A 12,753-nucleotide genomic window follows, 5' to 3' on the forward strand; every position below is an offset into this window, starting at 1 on the left:
CGTGACCCTGTCCCGGACGTCCCCAGTCGCCGCGGCGACGCGCGTCCGGACGACCACCCGGGCGGCGTCCGCGGGGGCGGAACTGATCGCCGCCCTCCCCTCCCCCACCGGCTCCGCGAGCTTCGTCCGCGACGGGGACGGCCTGGTGGGCACGGGTGTCTTCGCCCGCACCACCGTGCACGGCCCCGACGCCGCCGGGCAGATCGCCCGGTGGTGGGCCGAGGTGAGCGCCGGCCTGGAGGTCCGTGACGAGATCGGCCTGCCGGGCACCGGGCCCGTGGTCTTCGTGTCGCTGGGGTTCGGTGACGACGACGCCAGCGTGGCCGTGGTCCCGTCGGTGGTGCACGGCCGCCGCGACGGGACCGCCTTCACCACCACCCTCGGCAGCCCGGGTGCGACGCCGGTCCGTCCGGTGACCACCCCGGGCCGGGTGACCTACAGCGACGCGTTCCTGTCGGTCGGTGGCTTCACCGGCGCGGTGGCCCGGGCGACCGACCGGATCCACGCCGGCGAGCTGGACAAGGTGGTGCTGGCCCACGACCTGCTGGCCACGGCCCAGTTCCCGGTCGACGAGCGCTTCCTGCTGCGGCAGCTGGCCCGCTCCTACCCGACGTGCTGGACCTTCGCCGTGGACGGTCTGGTCGGCGCCAGCCCCGAGATGCTCGTCCGCCGCACCGGTCGGGTCGTGGAGTCCCGCGTGCTGGCCGGTACCGCCTGGCGGGACGAGCACGGCCAGGGTGAAGCGGCGATCGAGGCCGGGCTTCTCGCCAGCGAGAAGGACCTCGCCGAGCACCGGTTCGCGGCGCGGTCCGTCGCCGACACCCTCGCACCGTGGTGCGTCGAGCTCGCCGTCCCGGACCGGCCGCACCCGCTCAAGCTGGCCAACCTCACCCACCTGGCCACCGACATCCGGGGCACTCTGGACGACCGGGCCCCGACCGCCCTGGAGGTCGCCGCCCTGCTGCATCCGACGGCGGCGGTGGGCGGCAGCCCGCGCGCCGAGGCCCTGGCCCTGATCCGGGAGCTCGAACCGCACGCCCGGGAGCGGTACGCCGCCCCGGTCGGCTGGATGGATTCCACCGGTGACGGGGAGTTCGCGATCGCGCTGCGCTGTGCCCAGGTGGACGGCCGCGAGGTGCGCCTGATGGCGGGCTGCGGCATCGTCGCCGGGTCCGACCCGGAGATCGAGGCCCGGGAGGCGCAGATCAAGATGCTGCCGATCCGCGACGCCCTGGAGTCCCGGGCCTGAGCACTGTCCGCGCAGGTGCCTGCGTCGGTGCTGCGGTCGTGGACGAGGACGGGCACGCGGTGCCCGACGTCACCAACCGTGGACGAGCTCGTTCACCAGCATCTCGGCCGCCCGTGCGGTCAGGCCCTTCTCCGTACGCAACGTCCGGAGCGCCGCGGCCCGGTCCTGCTCGGGGTCCAGGTCCACGCCGAGCAGGGTGGTCCGGGCCCAGGCCACGGCCGAGTCCGGCGGCCCCGACCCGACTCCCCGCGACCCGAAGACACGCGCGAGTTCGTCGGCGGGGTCCGGTCGTCGTCGCGCCGACATCTCGATCCCCCCTGTCGATCGCCCGGGTCATGGCAGGGCCCGGTCCGCCAGGGGCGCCCCCACCCCCGTTCGTGAGCTGCATCGAACACCCGCCGCGGTGAAGCGCACCTACGGCGCCGGCGGATGCCGACTCCTCGTCCCCACCGGCGTGGAGCTGACGCGACGTTCACCCCGCACGCTGCACCCTGGGCCGGAGAGCGCCTGCGACCTGCCGGAACCCCACGGCCCGGGGGCCCGGTGTCCGCCGGACGATCCGAGGAAGCTGACGCGATGACCGTGATCCTGGAACGCGACTGCGTGATCGCCGGCGGCGGCCCGGCGGGGATGGTGCTCGGCTACCTGCTGGCCCGCAGCGGACTGCGCGTGTCGGTGCTGGAGAAGCACGCGGACTTCTTCCGCGATTTCCGCGGCGACACCGTGCACCCGTCGACGGTGACGGTGCTCCGGGAGCTCGGCCTGCGGGACCGCTTCCTGCAGTTGCCGGTGAACCGCCTGAGGACGCTGGACCTGGTCGTCGACGATCACCGCCTGCGGCTGGTCGACTTCAGCACCCTCCCTGCTCCGGAGACCTTCCTCGTGCTGGCCCCGCAGTGGGACTTCCTGAACTTCCTGGGCGCCGAGGGCGCCGCGTTCGAGGGCTTCGACCTGCGGATGAACACCGACGCCACCGGCCTGATCATCGAGGGGGACGTGGTCCGCGGTCTGCGGGCGACGGGCCCGGACGGGGACCTGGAGATCCGGGCGACGCTGACCGTGGCCGCAGACGGGCGCGCGTCGACACTGCGCGACGCCGCCGGCCTGGTCCCCGAGGAGCTGGGCGTACCGATCGACGTGCTGTGGTTCGGGCTGCCCAAACCTACGGACCCCCCGCCGCCCACCATCGCCTACGCGTCCCCGCGGGGCATGGTCATCACGATCGACCGCGGTGATCGCTACCAGAGCGGCATGGTGGTGAAGAAGGGTGGCCTGGACGCGCTGAAGCAGGAGGGGCTGCCCGCCTTGCGGAAGCACATCTCGGACAGCGCAACGGTTCTCGCGACGGTGGTCGAGGCGCTGACGGACTGGGACCAGATCAAGCTGCTGTCCGTCCAGATCAACCGCCTCGAGAAATGGCACCGACCCGGGTTCATCGCCATCGGCGACGCCGCCCATGCGATGTCACCGGTGTTCGGCGTCGGGGTGAACTACGCGGTCCAGGACGCCGTCGCCCTGTCCAACGCGATCGCCGGCGACCTCGCGGCCGGCACCGCTCCCGAGGCGACCCTGGCCGCCGTCCAGGCGCGCCGGATGGGACCGGTCCGCAAGATGCAGCGGGTCCAGCGTTTCGCCCACGGCCGCCTCGCCCGCGCGACGGCCGGTCAGCACCTCGCGCCGCGGTGGGCGATCGGCCTGCTCCGGGCGAGCCTGCCGGTGACCCGGCGGTTCCTGACCCGGTTCATCGGCCTCGGTTTCCTCCCGGAGCACGTCGACCGACCGGTGCGCTGAACGGAACCCGCACGCACACTGGATCCATGACGCGCGGTGGAGGGGGCCGGGAGGAGATCGGGGTGGCGCTCGGCACCACGACGCCCCGGGAGTCGACAGCGCCCCGGCCCGGTCCGGCCTTCGTGCTGCACGAACACCGCAAGCCGCGCCACCACTTCGATCTGCGCCTGGAACAGGCGGGCGTGCTGCGCTCCTGGGCCGTCCCGCGCGGGATGCCCGTCCGGCCCGGCGAGAACCGGCTCGCCATAGCGGTTCCCGACCACGACCTCGATCACCTGACCTACCAGGACGCCGACAAGTCGATCCACGACATCGGTACCTGGACCGGGGAGGACCGCACCGACCGCCGCTTCGTCTTCACCCTCCACGGACGCGACACGGACCGTCGCTACGCCCTGATCCGAACACCGGCCGGATGGTTGCTGCACCTGATGGCCGATCAGAGCACGCGGTGAGGCGCCCGGTCGCCTTCCCGAGCCCACCACCCGTCACGGATCCCGCCCGGATCGATCGGGCCCGGCCGGCGACCCGCGATGCGATGCCGTGCAGCACGGTGGACTCCCGGGCGGGAAGCGAACAGGACGGCCCTCAGACGTCGAACTGATGCACGGCCAGGACGCCGCACACCAGGTCGTGGGCGAGGTGGTCGACGCACCGATCCCGGGCGAAGGCGCCGGCGCGCAACACCGCCAACGCGTCGGGCGGGGTCATCTGCAGGTGTTCGACCAGCATGCCCACCGCGGTCCAGACCTGCGAACGGAGCTGGACCGCCGGTCGGTCCCACCCCGGCCAGCAATCCGCCCCCAGGGGTTCCGAGGCGGCCAGCACGCCCCCCACGGACCTGGCCACCAGCCGGGCGTGCCCCACGTCCAGCTGCAGGCAACCGACGGGGTCGTCGAAATAGACGACCAGGGCACCGACCTGCGGGACGTGCACGACCGCCAGCGACCGGAAATCGGTGTGCTGCAGCAGATGACCGGTGAAAACCGGCCAACTCCGGGTCATCACGGCATGGGTGGCCGTCAGTACCGTCGAACCGGCGAGGGAGTCCCCGTCCGGCCCCTCGCCGGCCGAGAACTGCCAGCGCTCGGCGACGGCCGCCGACTCGCTGCTCGACCCCAACGCCAGGACGAGCCGCGACTGCGCCATCGCCGTGATACCGGCCCCCTGGGCGCCGAGCACCTGGGCTGCCGCCCAGGACAAGCGGGACGCCTGGTGGACCTCGCCCTGCAGGACGGGATCGCGTCCGGCGAGCACGAGCGCGGACCGGAATCGTTCGATGATCGGCATGAGTGGAGCCCCAGTCCGCGCACTGGCCGGTACGCAGGCGTCGCGGGCGATCCGGGTCATCGACCCGCCCACGAGCCTGGACGCGCACCGCGGCGCTCGGCCCACCGTAGCCCCGGCCGACTCCCTGACCACCCCTCGACCCGAAATCGGTGCCGGTGCCGCCCGCCGCTCTGCTCTCCCGGACGGATCGGACCGCGTCGCGGCAGCAGCGGCGGCGGCGGCCAGAGAGTCGGAAGGTCGGGCGTGGCGGCGCACGACTCCGTCCCCCTCAGCGATCGATGCGGGCCATGTTGGCGTCGTCGTGGCGGGCACCGGCGGCCGGGGTCAGCGTGTCCAGCCGGTGGACCTGGTCGTCGGTCAGCGTGATCAGGTCGGCGGCGGTGTTCTCCTCGACGCGGGCGACTCGGCGGGTTCCGGGGATGGGGGCGATGTCGGCGCCACGGGTCAGCAGCCAGGCCAGCGCGGTCTGCGCGGGGGTGGCGCCGTTCTCCGCGCCGATCGCGCGGACCTCCTCGACGATGGCCAGGTTCCGGGTGAAGTTCTCGCCGGTGAACCGGGGATTGGTCTTGCGCCAGTCGTCGTCGGCGAAGTCGTCGACGGTGCGGATCCGACCGGTCAGCAGTCCATGGCCCAGCGGGGAGTAGGGCACCAGTCCGATACCCAGTTCGCGCAGCAGGGGGAGGATCTCGTCCTCCACGTGCCGCGTCCAGAGCGAGTACTCGGTCTGCAGGGCGGCCACCGGATGCACGGCGTGGGCCCGGCGGATCGTGGCCGGCGCGGCCTCGGACAGGCCGAAGTGCAGGACCTTCCCCTCGGCCACCAGTGCGCCGACCGCAGCGGCCGTTTCCTCGATGGGCGTGTTCGGGTCGACCCGATGCTGGTAGTACAGGTCGATCCGGTCGGTACCCAGGCGCTGCAGGGATCCTTCGACGGCGGCGCGGATGTTGACCGCACACTGCTGTCGACGGCGCCGGGCCCGCCGCCGGAGTGGGAGACCAGACCGAACTTGGTGGCGATGACGACGCCGTCGCGGCGGCCGGACAGGGCCCGGCCGACGACCTCCTCGCTGTGGAAGGGGCCGTAGATCTCCGCGGTGTCGAGGTGGGTGACGCCGAGGTCCAGGGCGCGGTGGATCGTGCGGATCGATTCGGCGTCGTCGACGGCGCCCTCCGAGGTGTACGTGCCGGCCATGGTCATGGCGCCGAGGCCGATGCGGGAGACGGTGAGAGCTCCGAGGTGCGCGTTGTGCATGGGGATGGTCCTTCGGTTCTGGGCGCGCGGAGGCGCGCCGGGTGTCGGATGGGACGGAGTGGGGCCACCGCCGACGGGTGGCCGTGGAGGGTCAGGACCGCGGGACGGGCGCTCCTGCGGGTCGATCGGCGTTCCAGCTGGCGAGCAGACGGAGGGCGTCGTGTTCGGGCGTCCCGGGTCGGGGGGTGAACACCGTGAGGATGTGATCGGTGGCCGCGACGACGCTCATCGATTCCGTGGGCAGGGCGACCTGGCCGAGGAGCGGGTGGTCGAACCGCTTGACCCCGGAGCGGTGGGCGCGGACGTCGTGGGCGGCCCAACGGGTGCGGAACTCCGCGCTGCGGGTGGACAGCTGGCCGATCAGCTCGACCAGGGCCGGATCGTCGGGGTTCACCCCGGCCTGCACGCGCAGGATGGCCACCACGTCGGCGGCCAGCTTCTCCCACTCGGGCCAGAACCGACGGGCCCGGTCCTCGTCGAGGAACAGGAAGCGGGCCGCGTTGGGCCGGTCCGGCCCGGTGAAGTGCGAGTCGTAGAGCGCACGCCCCAGGTCGTTGACCGCCACGATGTCCAGTCGGCCGTTGAACACGACGGCCGGGAGATCCTGCAGCGCATCGAGCATCACCTGGATGCCCGGGCTCACCGCGTCCGGCTCGGAGGGTCGGCGCCTGCGGCGCGCGGCGGGCGTCAGGGCCGCGATCAACCGGTCCAGGTGCATGCGTTCGTCGCCGTCCAGGCGGAGCGCCATGGCGACGGTGTCCACGATCTCGGGTGAGATACCCGCCGCCGCACCGCGTTCCAGGCGCACGTAGTACTCCGGGCTGATGCCGGCCAGCATGGCGACCTCCTCACGGCGTAGCCCGGGGACCCGACGGCGACCGGAGACGGGCAGTCCGGCGTCGGCCGGGGTGATCCGTCCGCGGCGGGTGGTGAGGTACTCCCGCAACGCCGTGCGGGCCGCTTCCTGATCGCTCATGACCCCGACGGTAGGACGATCCGGGGCCGTGAGGGGGTCACGGTGAGTACCTGCATCCGGGGGACTCCCACGGTCGCGGGGACCTCCGTCGACCGACCACCCCAGGTCCGCAGGGCCGGCGGAAGGAAGGCACCGGCAGCATCCCCCCGGTGGCCGGTGCTGGGCCATCGGTGGCGGACGCGCACGCCGCCGGCCGGACCGACGGACACTGCTCATCGGCGGGGTCGTCCCGGCCATCGCCGCGCTGACTCCCTCCGGGCGAACCGCACGATCGCGGTGACCCGGCGCCGTGGGCGTCCCCCTCGGCAACACCGGCCCGCGCCGACTCCGCCGAGGGGACGCATGATGGTGACCGCGTGCGGCCCACCGGCACCACGCGGTCCCTCGACATCGACGTCTGGAGTCCCCGTGCCCTATTCCCTCGACCCCCAGGTCGCCGCCGGCCTCGCCGCCCTGGCCGGACCGGACGAGCCGCCCCCGCCGTTGCCCGCCGGCGACGTCGAGGGCCGCCGGGCCGCCGTGGAGGCCCTGCAGACCGTGGCCCACGCCCTGCTGCCCACCCCGTCGGACGTCGCCGTCCGCGACTTCGAGACCACCACCGCCGACGGGGCCACCCTGCTGCTGCGCTGGTACGCCAAGGAGGGCTCCTCCCCCGGGTCGGCCGTGCTCTACGCCCACGGCGGCGGGATGATCCTGAGCACCGTGGCCATCTACGACGGGCCGGTCGCGCGGTACGTCTCGGCCACCGGGGTGCCGTTCCTGTCCGTGGAATACCGGTACGCCCCGGAGCATCCCGCCCCGACCCCGGTGACCGACTGCCATGCCGGCCTGCGGTGGCTCGTCGAGCACGCCGACGAGCTCGGCGTCGACCCGGCCCGCATCGCGATCATGGGTGACAGCGGGGGCGGCGGGGTCGCGGCCAGCCTGGCCGTCTACGCCCGCGACCAGGGCGGCCCGGCCGTCGCCGAGCAGATCCTGATCTACCCGATGCTCGACGACCGGAACACCGAGCCCGATCCCGCTCTGGTGCCGTTCCTGACGTGGACCTACGACGACAACATCACCGGCTGGGGTGCGCTGCTCGGCGGGGCGGCCGGCGGACCCGAGGTGGACGCCTACGGAGCGGCCGCCCGGCTCACCGACTTCACCGGCCTGCCGCCGGCCTACATCGAGGTCGGCGAGCTGGACATCTTCCGCGACGAGGACCTGGCCTACGCGCAGCGGCTGATCGCCGCCGGGGTGAGCGTCGAGCTCCACCTGCACCCCGACATCCCCCATGCTGCCGAGGCTCTCGCCCCGGACACCGACATCGCCCGGCGCGTGAACGCCGACCGGCACCGGGTGATCGCCGCCCTCTGATCGGCCACCCGGTGGTCCGGGAACGCCAGAACCCCGGTCCGGCGCGAGGCCGGACCGGGGTCCTGGGGTGGTGCGGTGCCGCGGGCGAGACTCCCGGCTCTCCAGCGGCACCGGGTCTGGGTGGCGCCTCAGCTCACGGCTTGTAGCCGCGGGTGGGCTTGAGCAGCTTGATCAGGGCGAAGCCGGTGAGGACCAGGGTGGTGACGGTGACGATGCTCCAGCCGGTGGTGAGGACGGCCTCCTGGACGGCGACGCCGGCCTTCTCGATCCACCACCAGGTCCCGACGGCCACGACGGCGCCGATGAGCAGGCCGTAGCCGACGATCTTGCCGATGACGGTGGACCCGCCACCCTTGCCGGACTCGGCGGCGGCCTGGGCGGCCCAGCCGTCACGACGGGCACCGAACCAGATGTTCAGCCAGGACACGAAGGTCGACCAGACGCGGGTGAGCAGCCACAGCTCGGCCGGGAAGACCAGCAGGGCGTAGACGATGTCGGCCGGGGTGCGGTCCGGCACGCGCCAGGCCACCTTGACGTTGAGCGCGACACCGACGAGGACGGGCAGCAGCCAGAGCGGCGACCAGACGAACTGGTGCACGGTCAGCGCCATCAGCAGCATCAGGGCGAACATCAGGCGGACGAGACCGTTGGCGCCCATGGAGAACTGCTGCTTCCAGGGGATCAGGGTGTTCTTGTCGGGCATCTTGTTCTGCCACAGCAGGGCGGCCATGCCCTCGTCCCACTTGCGACGCTGGCCCATCAGGCCCTTGAGGGTGACCATCGGGCCGGCGTAGGCGCGGGCGGTCGCCGAGACGAGGGTCTTGCGACCGGCCTCGTGCAGACGCCAGGTCAGCTCCATGTCCTCGACCTGGGCGTCGGGGTCCCAGGGGGAGTTCCGCTCGAAGTCGACGGTCACCTGCTGCAGGTGCTTGATGCGGAAGAGGGTGGCCTGGCCACCGAGCACGTAGGTGGAGCGGTTGCGGGCCATGATGTCGGTCAGCCAGGACGCGAAGTCCATGCGCTGGGCGCGGATCAGCTGGCGGGCGAAGAACGTCGTGCCCAGGTTGACGTCGAAGGTGTAGCGGCACATGACGCCGGCGGCGGAGGGCACCCGGATCATCTCGGCCTCGAGCTGCTCCACGGCGTCCTTGGCCAGCACGGTGTCGGCGTCCACGCCGAGGACGAAGTCGAAGTCGGCGGCCCAGCGCTGCCAGCCCTGGGTGAGCGCACCGACCTTCTTGTCGATGTTGCCGCTGGTGATCTGGACGGTGACACCCTTGTAGGCCCGGACGATCTTCTCGGTGCCGTCGGTGCAGTTGTCCAGGATGATCACGATGCGGTCGATCTTGCGGGTCTGGTTGATCAGCGCGTCGACGGTCCGCGCGATGTCGCTCTCCTCGTTGTGCGCCGGCACCAGGGCCACGATGCGCGCGGTGCGCGGCTGGTCGTGGCGGACCTCCTTGCGACCGAACATGTCGCGCCAGGAACGCTTCTCGGTGCGGGTCGCCTTCGGGGCCTTCGCGGCCTTCGCGGCCTTGTCGGCAGCCGGGGCCTGGGCGGCCGGCGCGGCCTCGAGCTCCAGGGGCGCGGTGCGCACCGGGCCGGGCAGCAGGGCGAGGACACCCTGGTCGGCGCTGGACAGGTCGTGGCGGAGGGCGGAGAAGCCGGCGGGCATGTCGGTCGCATGTCCGGCGCGGGGGCGGGAGCCGAGGGTCATGGTCATGGGAGTGGGTCCTTGGGAGTGGGAGTGTGGCGACATCCACGGAACGTCATCGATCCGATGTCGCGAGCCGCCGTTCGAGTGGACGTTCCCGCTCGCTGGTGACAAGGAGAAAGTTACTCTCCGCATCACGCTTTGTGTAGATCTGGGCGCGATGTCCAGTCCTACGGGGAATTGCGGACCCGATTCGGGTGACGCCGGACCCTCGCTGAGCGTGATCTGGCCGGAATCCCACCTCGATCGTCGCTCGACCAGATGACGCTCCGCACACATTTGACGCCTCAAGTACCAGGCAGTGTCTTGCGGTGAAACTTCACTACGTGAAGTCGAGGCCGGTGTGGTCGCCCCGAACGAGGAGAACCGACCCGAACGGGGACGACTCAGACGTCCAGGGCGGCCTCGGCCGCGGCCCGGTGCAGCTCCCGCACCTGATCACGCAGGTCGCGACGGCCCGTCCGGACGTCGGCGACGGTCAGCCCCCGGGGAGCGGCGACCAACTCGGCCAGCTCACCCGGCCCGCCGACCTCGACGTAGTCGGCACCGCAGGCCTGCACCCAACCGCCCAGATCCACCCCGGGCGGGGTGCCGAACACCCGCTCGAAGGCGTCACGGTGCTCGGGCGCCCCCGGCTCGAGGGTCTCGAAGATGCCGCCGCCGTCGTTGTTGCTCACCACCACGGTCAGATCGGGCCGGGGCTCACGCGGACCGATGACCAGGGCGGTCGCGTCGTGCAGGAAGGTCAGATCACCGACCAGGGCCACCGCCGCGCTGTCCGGGACGGCCAACGCGGCGCCGATCGCGGTGGAGATCATCCCGTCGATGCCCGCCACCCCACGGTTGGCCAGCACGGTGATCCCGTTGCGCCCGGCGCTGCACAGCCCGACGTCACGGGGCGCCTGCGAGCTGCCCAGGATCAGCGTCGCCCGCCGGGGCAGCGCGGCGACCACGTCACGGGCGAGCCGCGGCGAGCTGGACAGATCCCAGTCGTCCAGCACGGCCTGGACGGCCCGGCCGGCCCGATCGTCCGCCGCCCGCCACGCGTCGGCCCAGACCGGGTCCGGGCGGGCCTCCGACGTCTGCACCCCGGGGAGCACCGCGTGCGCGCGACCGGACGGATCGGCGAAACCTGCTGCCGGACCGACGATGTCGACCTGGACGGCCGGGTCGGCCAGCAACCCGGTCACCGCCCGGAACAGGGTCGGCCGGCCCAGCACGACCACCCGGTCGGGCCGGTGCGCGGCCAGGAATTCCGGTGTCGCCAGCAGGTGCATCCCCGCGGCCAGCACCTCCCGGCCCGCGGCGCCACCGGCCTCGGACACCACCACCTGACCGGCGGAGGCCAGCGCGACGGCGCGGGGGTCGGTGAGATCGGCCAGGAACAGCACCCGCTCACCCGACCGCGGCGCGAGCACCGCACCGGGATGCGGGCCGGGCACACCGATCGCCGTCCACACCGCATCGTCCGGCCGGCCGGCCAGCTCGGCTGGGGCCGCTGTGCCGTCCGGGAGGAGGGGCTCGACCAGGGGGACGTCCAGCTGGACCGGGCCGGGCGCGCCGAACGCGCCGCCGGCCGCGGCGACCGCGCGGCACACCATGCTGCGCCACCGGGCGTTCTGCGCGGACGCGACGGCCGGGTCGGTCAGGGGCCGGGCCTCGCCGAACTCGTGGAACAGCCGGAGTGCGCCGCCGAAGACGGTCCGCTGGTCGATGACCTGGTTCGCCCCGACGTCGCGCAGATCGGCGGGCCGGTCGGCGGAGAGCACCAGCAGCGGCACGTGCCCGTGGTGCGCCTCCAGCACCGCGGGGTGCAGATTGGCCACCGCCGTCCCCGAGGTGGTGACCACGACGGCCGGTCGGCCGGACCCGCGGGCCAGGCCCAGCGCGAGGAACGCACCGGTGCGCTCGTCGATGCGGACGTGCAGCCGCAACCGCCCGGCCAGTTCGGCGCGGTGCAGCGCGAGGGACAAGGGTGCGTTGCGCGATCCTGGCGACAGCACGGCCTCGCGGACCCCGGCCCGGATCAGCTCGTCCACCAGCACCTCGGCGAAAGCCGTCGACGGTCTCATGACCCCATCCTGTCCCGTTCCGTGTCGGGTCCCTGCGCGGCGAGGGCGGCGACCCGGTGCAGCCGGTCCAGCCAGCGCGCCGTGGTGGCCGGGTCCGCGACCCACCGCGGGTCGTCGTCGGGAGCGGGCGGTGCGCTCAGGGCGGTCAACGAACCCGGTCCGCGCCCGGTGAGCGGTCCGCCCACGTCTGCGGTGAGCAGGGACGCGGTCCCCAGCCCGCAGGCGTAGGGCAGCTCGGGCAGAGCGGCGGCGAGCGCCAGTCCGGCGGCGATACCGACCACGGTGTCCACCGCCGAGGACACCACCACGGGCAGCCCGGCGGCCCGCGCCACGGCCAGTGCCGCGTGCACCCCACCGAGCGGCGCCACCTTGATCACCGCGATGTCGGCCGCACCGGCCACCGCCACCCGCAGCGGGTCGGCCGCCCGGCGGATCGACTCGTCCGCCGCGATCGGCACGGCCACCCGGCGGCGCACGGCGGCCAGGTCGGCCAGGCTCGCACACGGCTGCTCGGCGTACTGCAACCCGCCGGCGGCCCGGTCCAGCACACCGATGGCGGTGACGGCCTCGTCCTGCGTCCAGGCCGCGTTGGCGTCGATCCGGATGTGCCCGGCCGGTCCGATCGCCTCCCGGACGGCGGCGACCCGGTCGGCGTCCTGGCCGAGCGTGGTGCGCGGGTCGGCCACCTTGACCTTGGCCGTCGAGCAGCCGGACGCGGCCACGATCTCCGCCGCGCGAGCCGGCGGGACGACGGGAACGGTGGCGTTGAGCGGGATCTCGGTGCGCAGCTGCGCCGGCCACGGCACCGTCGCGGACTCCACGGCCGAGCGCCACCACGGCACGCACTCGGCGTCGTCGTAGTCCAGGAACGGGGCGAACTCGGCCCAACCCGCCGGGCCACGCACCAGCACGCCCTCGCGGACGGTGATCCCCCGGAAGGGCACCCGCATCGGGATGGCGAACACCCGCGCGGTGGCCAGCAGGTCGGCCGGGTCCGGGCCGGGGGCGGACGGGGCGGGGGGGACGGTCACCCGTCCGATCCTCCCCCTGC

At 73.2% G+C, this 12,753-nt stretch carries 10 protein-coding genes and 1 pseudogene; 4 read left to right on the plus strand and 7 right to left on the minus strand.

Annotated features, from left to right (window positions below; all coding sequences use genetic code 11):
- The first annotated feature begins 1 nt into the window (after position 1).
- The gene (locus J2S58_RS07745; RefSeq protein WP_205255887.1) at positions 2-1,249 is read left to right on the plus strand and encodes an isochorismate synthase; all 1,248 of its coding nucleotides are present in this window, start codon (positions 2-4) and stop codon (positions 1,247-1,249) included.
- 69 nt (positions 1,250-1,318) lie between these two features.
- On the opposite strand, the gene J2S58_RS07750 is transcribed toward J2S58_RS07745, so the two are convergent.
- Positions 1,319-1,465 (minus strand): hypothetical protein, encoded by a 147-nt coding sequence (locus J2S58_RS07750; RefSeq protein WP_205255886.1) that lies wholly within the window; start codon positions 1,463-1,465, stop codon positions 1,319-1,321.
- Between the two features lie 360 nt (positions 1,466-1,825).
- Here J2S58_RS07750 and J2S58_RS07755 point away from each other — a divergent pair, with 360 nt between their 5' ends.
- Together J2S58_RS07755 and J2S58_RS07760 are read left to right on the plus strand one after the other, a co-directional pair.
- Complete coding sequence (locus J2S58_RS07755) at positions 1,826-3,040, plus strand: FAD-dependent oxidoreductase (protein ID WP_205255885.1); 1,215 nt, start codon at positions 1,826-1,828, stop codon at positions 3,038-3,040.
- Between the two features lie 122 nt (positions 3,041-3,162).
- Positions 3,163-3,495 (plus strand): DNA polymerase ligase N-terminal domain-containing protein, encoded by a 333-nt coding sequence (locus J2S58_RS07760; protein ID WP_344470037.1) that lies wholly within the window; start codon positions 3,163-3,165, stop codon positions 3,493-3,495.
- 133 nt (positions 3,496-3,628) lie between these two features.
- Here the strand turns inward: J2S58_RS07760 and J2S58_RS07765 are convergent, their stop codons facing one another.
- The 3 genes and pseudogenes from J2S58_RS07765 to J2S58_RS07775 all read right to left on the minus strand — a co-directional run bounded on the left by J2S58_RS07765 (position 3,629) and on the right by J2S58_RS07775 (position 6,557).
- Entirely contained in the window at positions 3,629-4,330 is a 702-nt protein-coding gene (locus J2S58_RS07765; protein ID WP_205255883.1) for an ANTAR domain-containing protein, read from the minus strand.
- A 268-nt stretch (positions 4,331-4,598) separates the two neighbouring features.
- Positions 4,599-5,581, minus strand: a pseudogene (locus J2S58_RS07770) (aldo/keto reductase).
- Positions 5,582-5,672: 91 nt separating this feature from the next.
- Positions 5,673-6,557, minus strand: a complete 885-nt coding sequence (locus J2S58_RS07775) for a helix-turn-helix domain-containing protein (RefSeq protein ID WP_205255882.1) — start codon at positions 6,555-6,557, stop codon at positions 5,673-5,675.
- A 408-nt stretch (positions 6,558-6,965) separates the two neighbouring features.
- On the opposite strand from J2S58_RS07775, the gene J2S58_RS07780 reads away from it, so the two are divergent.
- Positions 6,966-7,916, plus strand: coding sequence for an alpha/beta hydrolase (locus J2S58_RS07780; protein ID WP_205255881.1), 951 nt, complete (start codon positions 6,966-6,968; stop codon positions 7,914-7,916).
- Positions 7,917-8,049: 133 nt separating this feature from the next.
- Here the strand turns inward: J2S58_RS07780 and J2S58_RS07785 are convergent, their stop codons facing one another.
- The 3 genes from J2S58_RS07785 to J2S58_RS07795 all read right to left on the minus strand — a co-directional run bounded on the left by J2S58_RS07785 (position 8,050) and on the right by J2S58_RS07795 (position 12,685).
- The gene (locus J2S58_RS07785; RefSeq protein ID WP_205255880.1) at positions 8,050-9,639 is read right to left on the minus strand and encodes a glycosyltransferase family 2 protein; all 1,590 of its coding nucleotides are present in this window, start codon (positions 9,637-9,639) and stop codon (positions 8,050-8,052) included.
- A gap of 377 nt (positions 9,640-10,016) precedes the next feature.
- On the minus strand, positions 10,017-11,702 hold the full coding sequence (menD, locus tag J2S58_RS07790; protein ID WP_205255879.1) for a 2-succinyl-5-enolpyruvyl-6-hydroxy-3-cyclohexene-1-carboxylic-acid synthase: 1,686 nt from the start codon (positions 11,700-11,702) through the stop codon (positions 10,017-10,019).
- Positions 11,699-12,685, minus strand: a complete 987-nt coding sequence (locus tag J2S58_RS07795; RefSeq protein ID WP_442413339.1) for an o-succinylbenzoate synthase — start codon at positions 12,683-12,685, stop codon at positions 11,699-11,701. The genes menD and J2S58_RS07795 overlap by 4 nt, the downstream gene beginning before the upstream one ends.
- Positions 12,686-12,753: the final 68 nt, after the last annotated feature.

The organism is Nakamurella flavida, assembly GCF_030811475.1.
Taxonomy (GTDB): Bacteria; Actinomycetota; Actinomycetes; order Mycobacteriales; family Nakamurellaceae; genus Nakamurella; species Nakamurella flavida.

Excerpts from the sequence above, each read along its gene's own strand:
- menD (WP_205255879.1), bottom strand. The coding sequence starts at position 11,702 with ATGAGACCGTCGACGGCTTTCGCCGAGGTGCTGGTGGACGAGCTGATC.
- J2S58_RS07785 (WP_205255880.1), bottom strand. The coding sequence starts at position 9,639 with ATGACCATGACCCTCGGCTCCCGCCCCCGCGCCGGACATGCGACCGAC.
- J2S58_RS07755 (WP_205255885.1), top strand. The coding sequence starts at position 1,826 with ATGACCGTGATCCTGGAACGCGACTGCGTGATCGCCGGCGGCGGCCCG.
- J2S58_RS07765 (WP_205255883.1), bottom strand. The coding sequence starts at position 4,330 with ATGCCGATCATCGAACGATTCCGGTCCGCGCTCGTGCTCGCCGGACGC.
- J2S58_RS07775 (WP_205255882.1), bottom strand. The coding sequence starts at position 6,557 with ATGAGCGATCAGGAAGCGGCCCGCACGGCGTTGCGGGAGTACCTCACC.